At 44.6% G+C, this 18879-nt stretch carries 14 protein-coding genes and 1 pseudogene; 3 read left to right on the top strand and 12 right to left on the bottom strand.

Translation table 11 applies throughout. The features are described from left to right. Positions 1–140: 140 nt before the first annotated feature. From NXV01_RS24585 to NXV01_RS24555, 7 genes are all read right to left on the bottom strand, one after another. On the bottom strand, positions 141–1325 hold the full coding sequence (locus tag NXV01_RS24585; RefSeq protein WP_259023346.1) for a TolC family protein: 1185 nt from the start codon (positions 1323–1325) through the stop codon (positions 141–143). A 158-nt stretch (positions 1326–1483) separates the two neighbouring features. Continuing rightward, entirely contained in the window at positions 1484–4582 is a 3099-nt protein-coding gene (locus NXV01_RS24580; RefSeq protein WP_217721682.1) for an efflux RND transporter permease subunit, read from the bottom strand. 77 nt (positions 4583–4659) lie between these two features. Further along, entirely contained in the window at positions 4660–5895 is a 1236-nt protein-coding gene (locus NXV01_RS24575; RefSeq protein WP_259023345.1) for an efflux RND transporter periplasmic adaptor subunit, read from the bottom strand. A gap of 88 nt (positions 5896–5983) precedes the next feature. Next, a complete protein-coding gene (locus NXV01_RS24570) occupies positions 5984–6394 on the bottom strand; it encodes a DUF6769 family protein (RefSeq protein WP_148365111.1) in 411 nt (136 codons plus the stop codon). Positions 6395–6411: 17 nt separating this feature from the next. Next, entirely contained in the window at positions 6412–6612 is a 201-nt protein-coding gene (locus NXV01_RS24565) for a hypothetical protein (RefSeq protein ID WP_099147112.1), read from the bottom strand. After that, the gene (locus NXV01_RS24560; RefSeq protein ID WP_259023344.1) at positions 6602–7183 is read right to left on the bottom strand and encodes a zeta toxin family protein; all 582 of its coding nucleotides are present in this window, start codon (positions 7181–7183) and stop codon (positions 6602–6604) included. The genes NXV01_RS24565 and NXV01_RS24560 overlap by 11 nt, the downstream gene beginning before the upstream one ends. An 88-nt stretch (positions 7184–7271) precedes the next feature. Next, positions 7272–8909, bottom strand: coding sequence for an ABC-F family ATP-binding cassette domain-containing protein (locus NXV01_RS24555; protein ID WP_258981668.1), 1638 nt, complete (start codon positions 8907–8909; stop codon positions 7272–7274). 117 nt (positions 8910–9026) lie between these two features. Here NXV01_RS24555 and NXV01_RS24550 point away from each other — a divergent pair, with 117 nt between their 5' ends. After that, complete coding sequence (locus NXV01_RS24550; RefSeq protein ID WP_004297972.1) at positions 9027–9425, top strand: response regulator; 399 nt, start codon at positions 9027–9029, stop codon at positions 9423–9425. A gap of 242 nt (positions 9426–9667) precedes the next feature. Here the strand turns inward: NXV01_RS24550 and NXV01_RS24545 are convergent, their stop codons facing one another. After that, positions 9668–11281, bottom strand: coding sequence for a SusD/RagB family nutrient-binding outer membrane lipoprotein (locus NXV01_RS24545; protein ID WP_148365109.1), 1614 nt, complete (start codon positions 11279–11281; stop codon positions 9668–9670). An 11-nt stretch (positions 11282–11292) separates the two neighbouring features. Continuing rightward, positions 11293–14252: pseudogene (locus NXV01_RS24540) on the bottom strand (SusC/RagA family TonB-linked outer membrane protein). 354 nt (positions 14253–14606) lie between these two features. Between NXV01_RS24540 and NXV01_RS24535 the strand changes: the two are divergent. Further along, the gene (locus tag NXV01_RS24535) at positions 14607–14828 is read left to right on the top strand and encodes a carboxypeptidase-like regulatory domain-containing protein (protein ID WP_004297975.1); all 222 of its coding nucleotides are present in this window, start codon (positions 14607–14609) and stop codon (positions 14826–14828) included. Positions 14829–15292: 464 nt separating this feature from the next. On the opposite strand, the gene rpiA is transcribed toward NXV01_RS24535, so the two are convergent. From rpiA to NXV01_RS24520, 3 genes are all read right to left on the bottom strand, one after another. Beyond that, the gene (rpiA, locus tag NXV01_RS24530) at positions 15293–15994 is read right to left on the bottom strand and encodes a ribose 5-phosphate isomerase A (RefSeq protein WP_099147106.1); all 702 of its coding nucleotides are present in this window, start codon (positions 15992–15994) and stop codon (positions 15293–15295) included. 379 nt (positions 15995–16373) lie between these two features. Further along, on the bottom strand, positions 16374–17024 hold the full coding sequence (trhA, locus tag NXV01_RS24525; protein WP_259023343.1) for a PAQR family membrane homeostasis protein TrhA: 651 nt from the start codon (positions 17022–17024) through the stop codon (positions 16374–16376). Positions 17025–17138: 114 nt separating this feature from the next. Beyond that, the gene (locus NXV01_RS24520) at positions 17139–18038 is read right to left on the bottom strand and encodes a diaminopimelate dehydrogenase (protein ID WP_074558786.1); all 900 of its coding nucleotides are present in this window, start codon (positions 18036–18038) and stop codon (positions 17139–17141) included. A gap of 238 nt (positions 18039–18276) precedes the next feature. On the opposite strand from NXV01_RS24520, the gene ruvA reads away from it, so the two are divergent. After that, a complete protein-coding gene (ruvA, locus tag NXV01_RS24515) occupies positions 18277–18879 on the top strand; it encodes a Holliday junction branch migration protein RuvA (protein WP_148365104.1) in 603 nt (200 codons plus the stop codon).

Raw genomic sequence — 18879 nt, 5'->3', positions numbered from 1 at the left:
CTTTATAGTAATGACAACACTAAAGACCGTGAAATCCGTGTAATCCGTGCCTAATTTATTATATAAACATACTTATATCACTTAAAAATAGAAATTAGTATGTTCAGCATAGCCCATGCTTAAAGGGTTTTATGTACTATTTATAGCTTGCTTTTGTAAATCCGTGCCATTGCCTTTTGGTACTGATTTTCCAATTGCAGATAATTTTGATGACTTTGATAGATCACCGACACTTCAACGAAGTACTCGATCATACTAATTTGTCCACCTGTCAAAGCTTGTTTCAGCAATGCCAAATCTTGTTGCGACTGGAAAGTCTTACTATATTCTTCCATTGAAGCATGCAGCGTTTTCGCTTCCCGGTAAAGCTGTGCCAATTCAGATTCCACTTGCAGGGTAGCATTATCCTTTTGCAAGTCGATGTTGAGTGCCTGCGCTTTAGCGATTTTCACCTTATTCCGATTTTCGAAAAGAGGGAAAGAGAAGCCTACCACTACACCGTTGAAAGGCACACCTGTTTCCGTATTCCGACGGTAGCCGAGTTCTAGTTTCGGCAACCACTGGGATTTATTGACAGCGATTTGTTTACGGGCAACGAGACTCTCGTTGCCTAGTGCCATTAGAGTGCGGTCCGTTGCCATGACTTCCGATTTCAACATTTGGTAATCGCTTGGGAACGGTATAGCCGGATATTGGTTCTCTTCGAAAACCACCGGAATATTACCATTCAGTGTATTCAACTCCTGCTGCTTATTGCGGAGTGCTGTCTCGTTCAGAGACGCTTCCGTTTTGACATTCAGCAGCTCCAAGTTGATTTTATTGGTTTCGAGCGCATTTGCATCTCCCGTTTGGAGACGCTTGGCATACATTTTAGCCAGCTCTTCCGCATTGCGGAGACGTTCTTCCAAAATATGCTTTTGCTGACGGAGCATAATAATATCCAGGCAGAGTTCTTTTGCCTGTAACAGCTTCTCCTGACGAAAAACATCCGCCTGACTGTCAAAAGCTCCTGCCTTCAGTCGGTTCAACTTGTTACGTGTAGCATATAAACTGGGGAAATCGAAGCTTTGTGAAACAACCAGCTCACCGATTGTTTCGTTTTTATCTTTCGCTCCCCATAGATGCGCGTAAGAAAGAGTAGGATCAGGTAAGTTATTATCCGTTTTGGCTTCCAGCTTCTGCGAAGTAATCAGTTGCTCGTTTGCCTGCAGCTCTCTATTGTTCGTTTCGATATTTTTCAATACCTGGTCAATTCCGTTTTGAGCTTGCACTCCGCCTATGGCTAAGAATAGAAGTGCAGTGCTTATGATTATGATTTGTTTCATTCTTATTTTCTTTATTTGTTACAATCTATTGTTGATAGATACTTTATGATAAGGCATCTGTTATGTTCGGCACCGGGGAACACCCCTTTTCTCACCGAGGAACACTTGTTTCCTCACCGAGGAACGATGCTTTCCTCACCGAGGAAAAAGACCACCCTCTACAGGCTTTCCTGAGCCTTTTTCCGATGCATCATCAGATAAACGATCGGGACTATGAAACCGTTCAAAAAAGTTGACGTTAATAATCCTCCTAAAATCACTTTAGCCATCGGACTCTGGATTTCGTTACCGGGCAAATCGCCGGCAAGTGCCAATGGAATCAGTGCCAGTGCAGAAGACAATGCTGTCATCAAAATCGGATTCAGACGGTCAAGAGAGCCCTGAATCACACTGTCGTACACATTCAAACCCTCTACCTGTTGCAAATGGTTGTAGTGACTGATTAACAGCATACCGTTACGGGTAGCAATACCGAATAAAGAGATGAAACCGATGATAGCCGGAATGCTGACTTCCCCTGTTGTAATCACCAAGGCAAAGACACCACCGATCAGTGCCAGCGGAAGATTCAGCAAGATAACCCCGGATTCTTTCACGCTGCGGAACTCATTGTACAGCAACAGGAAAATGACTACAATACTGATAAACGAAGTCAACGCCAACGTCCGGCTGGCAGCCTGCTCACTTTCAAACTGTCCGCCATACTCGATATGATAACCTTCGGGTAATTGTACCGATGTATCGATGCGTTTCTGAATATCATTCACGACACTGCGCAAATCACGGTCAGCCACATTCGCGGAAATGACAATTTTACGTTTCACATTCTCGCGGTTGATCGTATTCGGACCCATGGCCGATACCACTTCCGCTACATAGCTCAAAGGAACCTTGCGGCCGTCGTTCGTGTCTACCATCAGGTTACGGATTTTCTCCATCTCATCCCGGGCATCATCCTTCACTTTTACGATCAGGTCAAAACTCTTGCCCTGTTCATAAACTTGTGAGATCACTTTTCCGGCCAAAGCCACATTCACATATTCCGAAAATTCCGGCAGGGTAATACCGAACTTAGCCAGCATTTCCCGTTTAGGCTGTATTTTCAGCTGCGGACGTTCGATCTGTTGTTCCACGTTCAGGTCGGCAACACCGGGAATGTCACTGATCGCTCCTTTGATTTGATTACCGAGTGAAAACATCTTATTCAGGTCATCACCGAATAACTTGATAGCGATATTCGCTTTCGTACCCGACAGCATTGCGTCGATACGGTGGCTGATCGGTTGTCCGATTTCTATGTTTGCTCCGGTGATTGTACCTAGTTTTTCACGTACATCCGCTACCAGTTCACTGCGCGAGCGGTCTTTCAATTCGAACGGAGCCTCTATTTCAGAAACATTGACTCCTAACGCATGTTCATCCAATTCGGCACGTCCCGTTTTCCGGGCTACCGTTTGTATTTCGGGAATCGTCATCAATAACTCTTCGGCGCGATGTCCCATTTTGTTGCTTTCTTCCAGCGAAATACCCGGCAGAGAACTGATATTGATGGTGAACGATCCTTCATTGAACGAAGGTAGGAAACTGCGTCCGAGTGTGAAAAACACTCCGAGCGCAACTACAAAAAGTCCGATTGTACTTCCGAGAGTCACACGCTTATGTGCCAGTACCCAAGTCAATGCTTTTTCATAAATCCCTTTCATCCAGCGGGCAACGGGAGCTTCTTTCAGTTTCTTGTTCGTCTTGTTGCTTCCTAATAGATAAGAGCAGAGCACCGGAGTCAGTGTCAGGGCGACTATGGTAGATGCAAACAATGCCACGATAAAAGCAACACCTAGTGGAACCAACATTCTGCCTTCCATGCCGCTCAAGAAAAATAACGGAACAAAGCTGACCACGATAATCAACGTTGAATTAAGGATAGGCATGCGCACCTCTTTCGACGCATTGAATACCACTTCGAGTGTACTTAGTCTTTCTGCTTCCGCTTTCAGGCGGTTCTCCCGCAGTCGTTTATATACGTTTTCCACATCGACAATGGCGTCGTCTACTAATGAGCCGATAGCTATCGCCATACCTCCAAGACTCATGGTGTTGATTGTCAGCCCCATGTAGTGTAAGGTCAGGATTGAAACGAGCAGGGAAAGAGGTAGTGTCACCAATGAGATCAGCGTAGTACGTACATTTGCCAGGAACAGGAAAAGCACGATGACAACGAAAATACCTCCTTCGAAGAGTGATTTCTTCACATTGCCGATGGAGCTTTCAATGAAGCGGCTTTGACGGAATATGTCCGTTGAAACTTTTACGTCCGGCGGCAGATTTTTCTGGAGATCTTTCAGAGATGCTTCCAGTTTGTCTGTCAGTTCCAGTGTACTGGTAGCCGGTTGCTTGGTAACAGTCATCAGGACGGCAGATTTGCCACGTTCTGAAGCAGTACCCAGTTTCGGAGCTTTCGGTCCGATGGTAACGTCTGCAATATCTTCCAGCGTGACAGGGAAGTTGTTCACCGTTTTCACTACCGCTTTGCCAAGTTGCTCTGTTTTAGAAGTGGAGAGTACACCACGTACAATATATTCATTTCCAAATTCATAGAGCACGCCTCCGTTTGCGTTCAGGTTCATATCCTGTGTCACCGCCATCACTTCTCCCATCGAGATGCCGTAATGACGCATCCGTTCGGGATCTAGCTGAATCTGATATTCTTTGATATCTCCTCCGAGCACAGCCACTTGTGCCACTCCTCCGGTAGACAGCAGGCGTGGACGGATAGTCCAGTCCGCAATCGTGCGAAGATCGAGCATGGAAGTGGAGTCGGCAGTCAGACCGACGATGAGCATTTCGCCCAAGATAGAAGATTGCGGTCCAAGAGTCGGTTTGCCGACATTGACCGGCAGTGATTCGCTCACCACCGCTAATTTCTCACTAACAATCTGACGGGCGAGATAAATATCCGTTCCCCAATCAAATTCTACCCAGACAACGGAAAATCCGTTGGTAGAAGAAGAGCGGACACGACGCACACCCGTAGCTCCGTTAACGGCAGTTTCAACAGGAAAAGTAACGAGCTGTTCAACTTCTTCCGCAGCCATACCATTCGCCTCGGTCATGATTACTACCGTAGGTGCATTTAGGTCGGGGAATACGTCTACTTCCGTATGCATGGCGGTATACGTTCCTGCAATAAGCAGGAGGATGGCCGCACAAACTACAACCAGCCGGTTGTGTAGGGAGTAATGTATAATTTTATTAAGCATGATGTTTCATTAATTGAGAGTTATAAATAACTTGATAGATGCGCCGCACAAAAAGACGGCTGCGACGCCTAGTCTCTTTAGTGTTCGTGGCTGTGTGCCGGGATTGCATTGCTTGCGCTTGCCAGTCGAACCTGATAAGCACCCTCGGTCACTACACGGTCGCCGGCCTTTACACCAGTCAGAATTTGAACACTTTTGCCGTTGTCGGCTCTTATCGTTACTTCCTGTTTTTTATAACCCTCTTCGTCCAGTTGCAGATAGATGAAGAAGATACCTTGTTCCTCTGTCAGCGCGGTGCGCGGAAGAGAAATCACGTTTTCCATTGCTGAAGAAAGCAGGAATACCTCCACAAATGAGCCGGGAATCACTTCCCCTTTGTTGTCGAACTCAAAAGTGACAGGCACATAAAAAGAATTGTCTCCGGCAGCTTTTCCGAAAGAGAGAAGTTTACCGTTCAATGCTTTCAACTCGTACACCTGATTATTATAAGGAGTCTGGAAATTGGCGGAACTGATGGTGCGGAGATACGGGTAATACTTTTCCGACACTTCGGCACGGAGGAAAAGACGACGGTTCTGCGTCACGCTTACCAGCGGTTGTCCGATTGTCACATAGTCGCCTTCTTTCACGAGAATACTTTTCACATATCCGGCAATGGGAGCCGTAATACTTTGTCCGATGGCCGAATGATTCTTGGAAAGAGCTTCGTAACTAAGACGGGCGTTTTCGTAACTTTGCTCCGCTTGTGCAAAATCCTTGTCGGATACAATCTTGTTTTTAACAAGCTCCTTCATACGTTCGTATTCCTTCTTGGATACCTCGTAGGCAATGCGGGCACGTTGCACCGGATCACCGTCAGCGATATTCTTTGAAGAAATGGTGACTAGAGGAGTGCCGCTGCCGACGCTCATTCCTTCCGTTACTTTTCCACGGAAAGATACCACGCCGGCTACTGTGGCTACGGCAACCGATTCATCCCCTTGAGCAGCCAGCACCTGTCCGCTGGTTTTAATTACTTGCTGGAAAGGTGCAGGTTCAATAACGCTCACCTTTACACCGGCTGCTTCAGCTTTCGCTTTCGGAAGAATGATTTCATCACTGTGGGCTTCGGCAGCTTCGTTGTGTTCATCGGCTGCTTCATGATTGTGTTCTCCGCTACATTCGCCTTCATGGGAATGATCGGGTCCCTCTGCCTCGTGATTATGTCCTTCCGCGGCATGAACGTGTTCATTGTGTGTGTGTGTGACGGTACTATTATTACAGGATCCCAGAACGAATAAGCTCAGGATTCCCACGAAAATAAGTTTTTTCATAATGATATTTTCCTACTAAATTTTACTGTTTTCTTTTTACGCTACAAAGATAAGGTAGCGCAGATGCAACTGATTTGCATTCACGCTTTTACGCAAAAACAGAGTAGGGAGGGGCACGAAGAGAAGTGGTACGATGGGTATCCGTACCATGCAAAGAGTCTCGGTAGACGTAATAGTTCTTAACCCGTTTCTCTTGCGGTCGTAATAGATGTTCGATGATTACATCCGTGAATAAGGTAGCAATGAATACGTAATCCGGTCCGCTATCCGTATGGATGGATGGAGTGGGGGAGTAGAAACGAGTCAAACATTCGCTGCTGCAACATGAGTCGTTTCCCGGGTGATGATGATGCGTGGGACATTGCTGTTCTACAGGCAAGTCCTGCTTCATGCAAATCATCCCGTTGGGATGATGATGATGGGGAATAACCGCTGCCACCAACATAATAATGTTGATAAAAAACAGCAGAGTTACTATTATTCGTTTCTTCCCTTTCATCCTTTCTTTTAGAGAATTTATTTTTTTAGTGATTCTTTTTCTTTTTCCTGCAAACGTTCCAGCAATTCGGTTGCTGACACATAAATAACTTTTCCATCCGGTGTCCCCTGACTAAGGAGTGTGCCGTTACGAGCATTTTTTTCCAGCAACCGCTTTTCGGCTAATTGAAGGCCGCGCCGTAATTTATCGCTCAATTCTTGCATTTCATTATTTGACATAATTCTTGATGCATTTAAAAAGTTCAAGTTCATATATCCGATCCTCGCCGTTTTGGTAGCCTTCGGCTACAATCACTCGAGGAGAAATACTGTTATCAGCTAACAGCCAGTAGTCTACACGCGGCATATATATCTGAAACAGATTATTAATGCCTGCCTGATAGCGGCGGTAGATGACATCCATCGGTACATTATGTCCCCCTTCATTGACCCGTTGTAATACACGGTTGACGGCAAGTTCCGGAGAATTCAGCCAAAAATAAATCAAGCTGATTTTATATCCGGCATTTTGGGCTCTTTGAATGAGCCGGGTATATGAACGGGTTGCTAATGTCGTTTCAATAGAGAAACTCACTTTAGAAGCTAATAGTTCATCAATACGTTTCAACATCAGACGACCGGCTTCTATAGCCATACTTTCTGGATTGAAAGGTGATAAGCCTTTGGCAATTTCATCCGCATTGACAAACTCTTTGCATAATAGAATTTCAGGCAATACAGTGTAGGAAGCCGTAGTTTTACCAGCTCCGTTACATCCACTTATAATGTACAACTGCCTTGTTTCATCCATTCTTTTCTAAATACCTGTTTTAAATGATGTTGCAAATATACAAATACTTTTATTTCGCCTGTAGCCGATCCCCTCTTTTTATTATTTATTATTTCTTTTCCAGTTCTTGCAGTGAATCCATTTTCTTCTTTTCGAGGAACTCATAGATACCGCAAAGATGTTCCGTCACCTTTTGATTACCGAACTCATACACCTTGGTAACCAGCCCGTCGAGGAAGTCACGGTCGTGTGAAACGACGATCAGCGTACCGTCAAAATCCAGCAATGCCTGTTTCAGAATATCTTTCGTCTTCATGTCCAGATGATTCGTCGGTTCATCCAAAATAAGGAGGTTGACAGGCTCCAGCAACAATTTAATCATGGCCAGACGGGTACGCTCTCCGCCCGAAAGCACTTTGACCTTTTTCATCGATTCCTCGGGACCGCCAAACATAAACGCCCCCAGCAAATCACGAATCTTGTTCCGGATATCCCCTTTGGCTACATCGTCAATCGTTTGGAAAACCGTCAGGTTTTCATCCATCAGCGAAGCTTGATTTTGAGCGAAATATCCGATTTGCACATTATGTCCCAGAGTCAATGTACCGTCATGCTCAATTTCCTTCATAATACACTTCACGAGCGTAGACTTACCCTCACCGTTCTTACCGACGAAAGCCACCTTATCACCGCGCTCAATCGTCAGGTTAGCATTGCGGAATACCACTTTGTTTCCGTATGTCTTTCCAACTCCCTCCATAATGACCGGGTAACTGCCCGAACGGGGTGAAGGCGGGAATTTCAGTCGCAATGCAGAAGTATCCTCTTCATCCACCTCCAGCAATTCCAGCTTCTCCAGCATTTTGACGCGGCTCTGCACCTGCAACGTCTTTGAATAAGTCCCCTTGAACCGTTCGATAAACTCCTTCGTTTCAGCAATAAACTTCTGCTGCTCGTCATAAGCCTTCTGTTGCTGTTCGCGGCGATCCTTGCGCAATTGCAAATATTGCGAGTAATTCACCTTGTAGTCATAGATACGTCCCATCGTCACTTCGATGGTGCGTGTTGTAATATTATCCACGAATTTGCGGTCGTGACTAATTACGATGACCGCTTTCCCATTATTAATAAGGAAATCCTCCAGCCATTGAATAGATTCGATATCCAGATGATTCGTCGGCTCATCGAGCAAGAGCACGTCCGGTTTCTGCAACAGCAATTTGGCGAGTTCGATACGCATTCGCCATCCACCGCTGAAATCACTCGTCTGACGCTGAAAATCCTCTCGGGTGAACCCTAATCCGAGCAATGCCTTTTCCACATCCTCTTCATAATTAGTCGCGTCAATCGAATAAAACTTCTCGCTCAAGCTGGACACTTCCTCAATCAGCGCCATGTAACTGTCGCTCTCGTAGTCCGTCCGTGTCTCAAGCTCCTTATTCAGCTTTTCGATCTGCGCTTCCATCTCATGAAGATGTGAAAAAGCCTGTGCCGTTTCGTCAAACACTGTTCTTCCGTCTTCCGTCATCAGATGTTGAGGCAGGTATGCCACTACACAATCTTTGGGTGTGGAAACTTTTCCACGTGTCGGTTGCCGTGCGCCTGCCAGAATTTTCAGCAGCGTACTTTTTCCCGCCCCGTTTTTACCCATCAGAGCGATGCGGTCTTTTTCATTAATTACGAAAGAAATATCACTAAATAAAGCAGTGCCGCCAAACTCTACGGCTAGTCCGTCAACAGAAATCATACTATTCTTTTAAATTGAGGCACAAAGATAGCGAAATATATGAATCTTTTTTATACCTTGCGGGCTGAAAAGGAAAATTGCTTAAAAAAACAGATAAAAAAACAATATATAAGCGATATGGAAAGCGAACAAATGAATGAATTCAGACCTTTAATTTTGGTAGCTGAAGACGATGACAGCAACTTTAAATTAATCAAAGCTATCATAGGCAAAAAGTGTGATATCGAGTGGGCTAAAAATGGACAGGAAATGGTGGAGTTGTTTCAGCAGCACCAGCAAAGAGCCAAAGCAATGCTGATGGATATTAAGATGCCGGTGATGAACGGATTGGAGGCAACGAAGATAATTCGTGAATCTAACACAGAAATTCCTATTATTATGCAGACTGCTTATGCTTTTAGCTCGGATAAGGAAAATGCAATGAATGCAGGAGCAACTGAAGTATTGGTGAAACCTATCACCTTGGGTATTCTCCGCACTACGTTGAGTAAATATTTACCCGATTTGCAGTGGTAAGATTTATTCTTACGGGATTTTTTAAATTTATCAAAAAGAGCTTAAGCGCTAAAAACGTAAAAGCATAGAAAAGAAGTATGATTGGGTAGAAAAATGGTATTACTCTAACTTCATCTCATGCATTTGGATAAAATAAAATAGGCGAACCTCACGGTTGGCCTATTTTTGTTCGTCTCTGTTAATTTGTTAGAGTACAGAAACGACTCTATGTAAAGTCTCTCCTTTGAGAGATTTTAAGTTCATTATTTGTTTCCGCCAGCCCACCATACGGCCTCGCTATATACGTACTGACCGTCACCGAAAGCAGCTTTCACTTCAGGATTTGCCAATACATCGTCTGCTCCATAACCGAAGCGCAATGGGAATTTACTGCTGTTCTGCGGGTTTTTCAGTACAATGAAGTTTTCTCCTGCACCTTTCAGACGGCGGTAGTCATTATAGGCTTCCAGTGATTCGCCGGATGCGCCGAAGAAAGCAAGATACTTTTGTATCATTGTCTCTTGCAGAGGATTGGCATCGAACAAAGGTTCCACTTCATCCGTGAAATATGTTTCTGCCACATCTGCACCCAAATCGCTGTCACCATCATATATCCAAGTATCAGCAGCATCTATAATTGAATTTCCCAGATTCTCGAATCCGGCAGTGATAGCAGCTTTCAAAGCACTCTTAGCTTCACCCAGTCTGCCTCCTAAGCGGCATAATGCTTCTGCTTCAAGGAATTTCACTTCGTGATAGCTGATTAAAAGAGTAGGAGCCGACATAGCCCATGATATCATCGACATACCATAATTATTCTGCAACTCTTGCGGAGTTCCGTTAGGAGCCGCTTTGATGCCTGCGATGTCCGTAGCTTGCGTAGCTCCGTATCCATAAGTGATATATCCGGTAGGATCAGGCTCCAGAAACGCTTGCGGTGCTCTGGGGTCATTGCGCTCAACGAACTTTTCAATCAGACTTTCACTGGCTGCCAAACTGTTACGGCTGTAGCTGAATGCCCAAAGCGGATTTACTTGTGCATCAGCATCGTAAACTGCCAACTTACATTCTTCACTTGCGTTGGCGAATGATTTGCTTACATAAGTAAGAATATTCTGAAGATCTGTTGTCTTATTGGCACTTTTGTTGAGCAGACGCATTGTATAACGTGCTTTTAACGCATAGGCCGTTTTGAGCCACATACTTGCCTGTGTACTGGTGCTTGAACCATAGATCAAGTCTTTAGAACCGACAGCACCGGATAAACCCGTATCTTTGGCAGTACCGTTATTCAGTAGGGTGATAGCATCATCCAGGTTCTGCATCACTTCCTGATAGATACTTTCCTGTGTATCTATTTTAGGTTGCATATACATCGGTGTGCCGTCCGGATTGAGGATACCAGTCTGGCTGTACGGTGTGTTTCCGAACACATCGGCTGCCACTGCTCCGTTGTAGGCGAGCAGGATTTTAGCAATCGCTTCTGTCACTACGTTTCCTTTTTCCGAAGGATCTTCTTCGCACTTCTTGATAACGATTTTAGCGTTCTTGATATTTGCGTACACATTGATCCATGCGTTGTTGTAGGTTGTAGCCGTTGAAGGCTCTCCGCTGCGTACTTCCGCGCGGTAAAGCTGGTTGGATATACCCGTTTCATGTTCTATGTAAACAGAAGAGTAGAGCGAGAAATCCCCTCCTACAGTGCTGAATGCAGTACTTACGCCTAAGTCTGTAATCAAAAACTTAGCGGGCGCATCCAACGGATTGTTAGGGTTTTCATTGATTTTATCCATTGCGTCTTCCGTACAAGCAGAAGCAATGGCAGCAGTCAAGAAAGAAACTGCCAGCAATTTTCCTATTGATTTATATTTTTTCATTGTCTTGCAGATTAAAATTTAATGTTGAAACCAAAGCCGAAACTAGCTGTTTGCGGCATTGAATAATCTTCAAATGCTCCTGCCATGTTGTTGTTACCCTGACTGGCTTCCGGATCGAGGTCAGGCAATTGTGCCCAGATCAGAATGTTTCTGGCAAATGCGTTCACAGAAAGTTCAATCGAACGTTTTTGAAGAATTTTGTAGTTGACAGCCACTTCACGCAGTTTGATGAAAGAGTTGTCATATACAGAAGATTCGTCGATGTCGTTCAGACGGCTGTAATATACCTGTTGTGCGTTTGCACCTGTGATGGCGATATCGTTTTTAGTTCCGTCAGTTTTGTATCCGTCGAAGATGATGGTACCTTCACGGTTTTCCGTTCTCTTGCTGACACCGTAGTAATCTGCCAGTCCGGTTGTTCTACTATACATCTGACCACCCTGTTTCCAATCAAGCACTGCGCTGATAGTACACTTCCATAAGCGTAATGTGGTGTTGAAGCCCATCAGGAAGTCCGGAGAAACCTTACCGATAACCTGTGCTTCACCAGCGATAGGTAAACCGTTTTCGTCTACCAGACGATTACCGTTTGCATCTCTCTTGAAACCTACACCATAGATGACAGGGAATTTCTCACCTGCTGAAGCGCGTACCTGCGGAGTAACGTAACCACCCAGAGAGATATTCTCTACACCCGGTGCCAGTTCATCTACGTAGTTGTCGATCTTTGTCCAGTTGAATGCAAAATCCCAGTTGATATTCTTCGTCCGGATTGGGGTGAAGCCAAGAGTGAATTCGTGCGTGTTGGTATGAATCTTACCACCGTTGGTAAGCAGTTTGCTGGCACCGGTAGAAGAAGCCAAAGGCACTTCAAAAATCTGGTCTTTAACGTTCTGGCGTGAGTATGTATAACTGAATGTGATTAAGTTATCGAGGAAGTTCACGTCAGCACCCACTTCATACGAACGTGTGTTCTGTGGTTTCAGTTTCGGGTCGAAAATCGTTGAGTACGGAGTATAGGCGGTAGTGCCTTTCATCGGGTACATGATCGGAGTCAACATATAGAATCCACCTCCATAAACCGGAGTCGAGTAATAGTTTTCGAGGAAATCCCCTGCTTGTCCTACTTCCGCGTAAGATACTCTTAATTTGGCGTGATTAACCACATTGTTTTTCAATGCATCCAGTTCCGTCAGGATAAAACCGGCCGAAATAGAAGGATAGAAGAACGAGCGGTTGTTGCGTGGCATATTAGATACGTAGTCCTGACGTCCGGTGAGGGTCAGATAAAGCATATTTCTGTAAGAAGCCGATATGTTACCGAAGAATCCTACTGTACGGTTTTTCCATGTCTCTTCCTCCGTCTGTTGAGTAGTGGCGTTGTTGATGTGGTTCCATCCCGGGAAGTTGTAGTTCGTACCATATTCATAATACTTCTTTCTGTTGCTTTGGATAATTTCGTTACCCACTACCGCATTCAGTCCCCAGTCTTCATTGATGTGCCAGTCGTAGTTGATGGTCAGTAATGAGTTGTATGTAGCGTTCGTCCAGCCGTAGTTCTCGATCTGTCCGCGACCGCCACCGGTGTTACTACCGTATCCGTAGCTATCTACGTAATGAGTGGTGTAAGCATCCACACCAACCATGTATTTAGCGTTCAACTTGTGGTTCGTTGTGCCGAAATCAGTCTGATAGCTTGCATATACATTTCCGAAGAAACGGTTGGTATCTTCCGTAAATTTGTTGTTCTCCATCGCCCAGTAAGCGTTGTCAAAACTGCCACGGAAAGAATTTTGTGCGTACAGGTTGCCGTCTACATGGCTTGGAATCCCGGCCAGATCATAACTGGGAGGGGCTGCGTAAACCGTTCTCAACAGACCATTACCGGAAGTCACCGCTTTATCGATGGAAGTGGTGATGTAGTTAGCTGTAAATCCGGAGCTCCAGTTATTAGTCAGTTTGGTGTCCGCACTTACCTTTACATTATATCTATCCATGCCAGTGCTTGAGATAATACCATCTTGATGTGTATTTCCCAATGAGATAGAGTAGGAGCTTTTATCGAGCATCTGTGCTACATTCAGTGAGTTACTCCAGGTAATTCCTGTGTCGAAGAAATCCTTGGCATTGTCGTATGCCTGTGGAGTGACCCATGGATCAAGACCAGCTGCTGCACGTTGGGGAACATAATATTTTCCTTGATGTACACCATACTCTTTGGCATAGTCACTATTTGCATTACTACCACCATACGTTGCGTCGTTGGGAAGTTCGGAAATCTTAGGTCCCCAAGATGTTCCCGAAGTGGCACTGAATACTCCCCCGAACCTTGTGCATATGTTTTCTGGAACTCCGGCAGACGACCGACTACATCGAAGCTGACATTGGAAGAGAAGCTAACCTGCGGTTTACCTTTTTCCAGTCCTTTACCGCTTTTGGTCGTGATGATAATCACACCATTGGAAGCGCGGATACCATAAAGCGCAGAAGCAGCCTGACCTTTCAAAATGTTGATACTTTCAATATCATTAGGGTCGATATCCACTGCACGGTTGGCGAAGTCCGCTCCGCTCACACTACCATTGTTCTGAATGTCTGTGCTAACGTCAGGAGTACTGGTCACCGGCATTCCGTCAATAACGTAAAGCGGAGTATTGTCACCCGAGAAAGAACGTGCACCACGGATGGTGATCTGTGAAGAAGCTCCCGGCATACCACTTGAAGGTTTAACGTCCAGACCTGACACTTTACCTTGCAATGCTCCCGCCAGATTAGAGTTGGCAGCTTGCGTCAGTTGATCTGATTTTACGTCCTGAACGGCGTAACCCAGTGCTTTTTTCTCGCGCGAGATACCCATGGCTGTCACTACAACCTCATCCAGTGCTTTCGCGTCGCTTTTTAATACAACATTTATCACTCCCGGTTTGATGGAAACGTCCTGTGAAATCATTCCTACATAAGAAACGCGCAAAGTTTTAGCAGAACTTGGTATGTAGAAGTTTCTGCCTTTATCATTGTTAATAGTTCTTTAACCTTTTTGAAGGTGTAAAATGATAAAAAGATACCGTTTAGGAGGTAATAATGTTCACTTTTCCTTGAAAAGCCTGATTTTGATGCTTTCTTTCTGATAGAAATCATCTTTTAAAAGATGCTAAATTGGAAACGTTTTGTTTTAACCTATCAGTTTTTAGAAAGTTCTTGCTTTCAAAACGATATTTTTTAGTTAAATACGTAACACTTTTTTCGATTTGTCATAATTCGTGTTATCTTTGCAACCTGTTAGAGACAAAAAATCTGTTTATAGGTTAAATTTAAGAGAGAATTTATGAAAAGAAAATTGATGTTCTTAATGACCTTCCTTTTTATAGGTATAGGTCTGGTGACAGCGCAAACATCCAGAGTTACCGGTTTGGTTACCTCTGAAGAAGATGGGCAACCTGTCGTAGGTGCTTCAATATTGGTGAATGGCACTACCCTTGGTACTATCACTGATATTGACGGTAAGTTTACAATCACGAATGTACCAAGTTCTGCTAAGACTTATTGATCTTTTTTTCTCCCTTTCCTCGTGCTTTTTTTCTCCTATCTTATTGTTTTTCAATGTTTTTGTTTCGGATTTTAAAAAATAACCTATTCTTCCGTTTCTTTTATTGAAACTTCCTTTATCAATTCTCATTTATTTAGTAATCTTTGCTTCTCATTGATTTTTGAGATGGGATTAATATTCTACCCAAATTTTGAATGAATTTCCCGGTGTTTTTCTTCATCTAAGCATTTTTAATGTTCGTGTTTTGAAGGCATGAGTTAAACGTTATAATCTAATAGTGATTGAAATTATAAGTGATAGTAAAGGAGAATATGAAGCACTGCAAGTATAAGTTGTCTGACACCCGGGTGTCAGACAACCTAGTTCTACTAACTAAAATAAGTGTAAAGCCATACTATTTAATTTGTATTAGAACAAATCAAATTTACGTTTCTACAAAAACGGGATTTTCAATTGCTGTTATTTTATTCCGCCACAATTACTTCGATGTCATAACCTATGAAAAGTCCACTCTCTATAACACCGGTGATTGCCTTCAGTTGTTCTTCGAGCGAAGAGTCGATGTAGTTGAAACGGGTGTCGAGGATAAAGTTGCCGTTTTCTGTAAAGATAGGCCCGTCTTTGCCATGAGCAGGACGGAGGACAATCTCCGAGGCACCCAGTCGTTGCAACTCGTGCTCTACATAAGTCAGCGAGTCCGGAAAGACCTCTACCGGAATGGGGAATTTGCTTCCCAACTGATTGACACGCTTGCTGGGATCGATGATGATGAACGTTTTGCGGCTGCTTCTAATCAGCAGTTTCTCTTTGAACATCGCTCCGCCACGTCCCTTAATCAAGTTCTGTTGCGGATCTACTTCGTCCGCTCCGTCGAATGTCCAGTCGGGGCGTTTGTTCCAGAGGGTAGTTTGGGGGATGCCTAGCTGTATGCAGGTCATCGAGATTTCTTGTGAGGCGGGAATCACTTCGATATGCAAGTGCTCTTCACGAATTCGTCGTGAGAGTTCGAACAGAGTCAGGTAGACTGTAGAGCCGGAGCCGGCTCCTATCACATCCCCGTCTTTTGCCGTGGCGGCAATTTCGCGGGCTACGTGTTCTTTTGCCTCCCGGTTGATGATGGAGTCCGACCATTGCAGGTGTTTTATCAGGTGATTTTCCCAATCCATAAGTTTACGTTCTAAATCGTTTTCGTTTTAAGTTCCTCTTTCCTATATAACGAATTTGTGAATCTGTTTGTTTGTTCGTTCATTGGTTCATTTGTTCGTTCGTCTGTTGGTTCATTCGTCTGTTCGTTTCAATTTCAGGTGATTCGATTGTTTAAATAGTTAATAAACGGTTCGTTAATTTTTAACTTTGTTGCGTTAAACGTTAACGAATCTCTGCTTTTTATTAAACCGTGTTATAAGTTCGGCTGCTTTGGCCTGAAAATTTGGAGATGACCGAAAAGTTCGTATCTTTGTACTGTGTTTTTCATAGTATTAGATTTAAGGTTAACAAAGATTGGCTGTCTGGGATAGATAGCCTTTTTTTTGTTCCTACCATTCCTTACAGAATCAGCCAGATGGCAATGATATGTCCGATGCTGCCTCCCAGGCAAAACAAATGGAAAGTGGCATGCATATACGGTTTGCGCAATGAATAAAAGACAGCTCCCACGATGTATGAGACTCCACCGCCGATCAGCCACCAGAAAGCGGTAGTGGCTCCCATTTCTCCCAGATGATCCAGCAAAGGCTTCATGGCCACTAATATGCACGCACCCATACCCACATAACAGGCCGTTTCGAGGTTGCTGTGTTCTTTTAGCTTTTTGAAGCTAAGAATGAAACCGGCAATAGCCGACAGCCAGACGAAAGCGAAAATTCCCCATCCCCATCCCCCGGCATGCCGCAGGACAAGTAGCGTGAAAGGAGTGTAGGTGCCCGCGATATGCAGGTAGATAGCTCCATGATCGAATTTGCGGAGCAACTCTTTCAGTTTCCCCGGACGGCTGCCGTGATACCACGTAGAACTGATATAAGAGGAAAGCATCCCCGCCAGATAGACGGATACACAAGCAACTGCCCACTGCGGTTCCATATTCTCGGAAGCCTTTTCCAATAGGAAATATCCGGCCACGATTCCAAGTAGGATACCTGCTCCGTGACTAAGAGTATTTGCCCATTCTTCTATATGATTGTATCGTTGGTTCTTCAATGTTCCTTTTATTGAATGGTTAAGTCGCAAAAAATATTGAGTCGCAAAGATAAAAAAATAGAGAAAGGTGTATCACCTTTCTCTATTTTAATTTTGTTTTATGTATAAAATATATTATACCAAATGTCCGATCCATTCTTCGCGGTCGCCGGGGAGAAGGTCGATAACGGGAACTTCTACCATCGTGTAGCATCCCGGTTGTTGCTTCATGGAAGCGCGTGCCACGCATACCAGTACTTGTGCGGTCAGTGCGGGGTTGTTGATACGCATATTAAATTCGAACAACTGGTTCTGTGTTTTGCCTGATACACCTTTGCGAGTCAGATTTACACCATGACCCATGTCCAGCAGGGCGTCTACACTCGGAACGAGTTTTACGTGTGTTTCATCGTTCACGAAGTAAGGATCTGCTTTGATGGCAGCGGCTACTTCTTCGAATTTATATCCGTCTTTCAGTTCGATGTATACCATGCGGCGGTGGATTCCCGTGCCGGTCGGAATGGTCATGGAAAGGGCAGCTTTCACTCCGTCAACCGCTTTTACGGCTACTGTGTGTCCCATACTCATACCGGGACCGAAGTTGGTGTAGGTGATGCCTTTCGGAGCAATTGCTTCCAGCATGGTGCGTACGATGGAATCGCTTCCCGGATCCCATCCGGCAGAGATGATCGATACGGCTTTATGTTCTTTGGCGGTAGCATTCAGGGTACGGCGCAGGTCTACGATACCGGTGTGGATATCGAAACTGTCTACCGTGTTAATTCCCATCGCCAGATATTCTTTTGCATATTTCTCTACGCTGCGGGTCGGCGTGCAAAGAATAGCTACGTCTACTTCTCCCAGCTCTTTTATGTCCTTCACTACTGCGTAGTTTGCCAACTCTTCCGGTTTGTTCTCTGCTCCTGCACGACGAACGACTCCGGCTATTTCGAAATCAGGTGCCGCCTGAAGCGCTTCAAGTACATAATGTCCAATGTTGCCATAACCAACGATGGCAGCTCTTACTTTTTTCATTCTTTTCTTGGTTTTAATGAACAAATTTCTTTCTTTTGCTTGCAAAAGTAAACAAATTACTACTAACTTTGGTTCATCTGCTTTAATATTTTATTTTTTTTCACTAGCAGGTGATATCGGTCCGCATGAAAGCAAATCAGGGTGTGATGTGCTACATTGAAAAAACTCTGTGGCCTCTGTGTCCTCTGTGGTGAAATTGTTTTATCTTTGTCCCTGTTATGATAGAATATAATTAGATATGATAGAATATATTAGGGGCGAACTTGCCGAACTAAGTCCGGCAACCGCGGTGATTGACTGTAACGGGGTGGGATATGCCGCCAATATATCTTTGAATACCTATTCGGCTATTCAAGGAAAGAAAAGCTGTAAGCTATATATTTACGAGGCGATTCGTGAAGATGCGTATGTGCTCTACGGATTTGCCGAGAAACAGGAGCGGGAGATTTTCCTATTATTGATTTCCGTCTCCGGAATCGGGGGGAACACGGCACGTATGATTCTTTCGGCTCTCTCGCCTGCCGAACTGGTGAACGTTATCAGCACCGAAAATGCGAACATGCTGAAAACGGTGAAAGGCATCGGGCTGAAGACTGCGCAACGCGTGATTGTCGACCTGAAAGATAAGATAAAAACAATGGGAGGGGTTGCTGCCGGAGGGGCTTCCGCAGGTCTGTTGTTGCAACCTGCCAATGCGGAAGTGCAGGAAGAGGCGGTGTCTGCATTGACGATGTTGGGGTTTGCTGCTGCACCTTCACAGAAGGTGGTATTGGCTATCTTGAAGGAGGAGCCGGATGCTCCGGTAGAAAAGGTTATCAAACTGGCTTTGAAACGTTTGTAG

It is taken from the genome of Bacteroides sp. BFG-606 (assembly GCF_024788145.1).
GTDB lineage: Bacteria > Bacteroidota > Bacteroidia > Bacteroidales > Bacteroidaceae > Bacteroides > Bacteroides vicugnae.
This window is presented reverse-complemented; position numbering and strand designations above follow the sequence as displayed.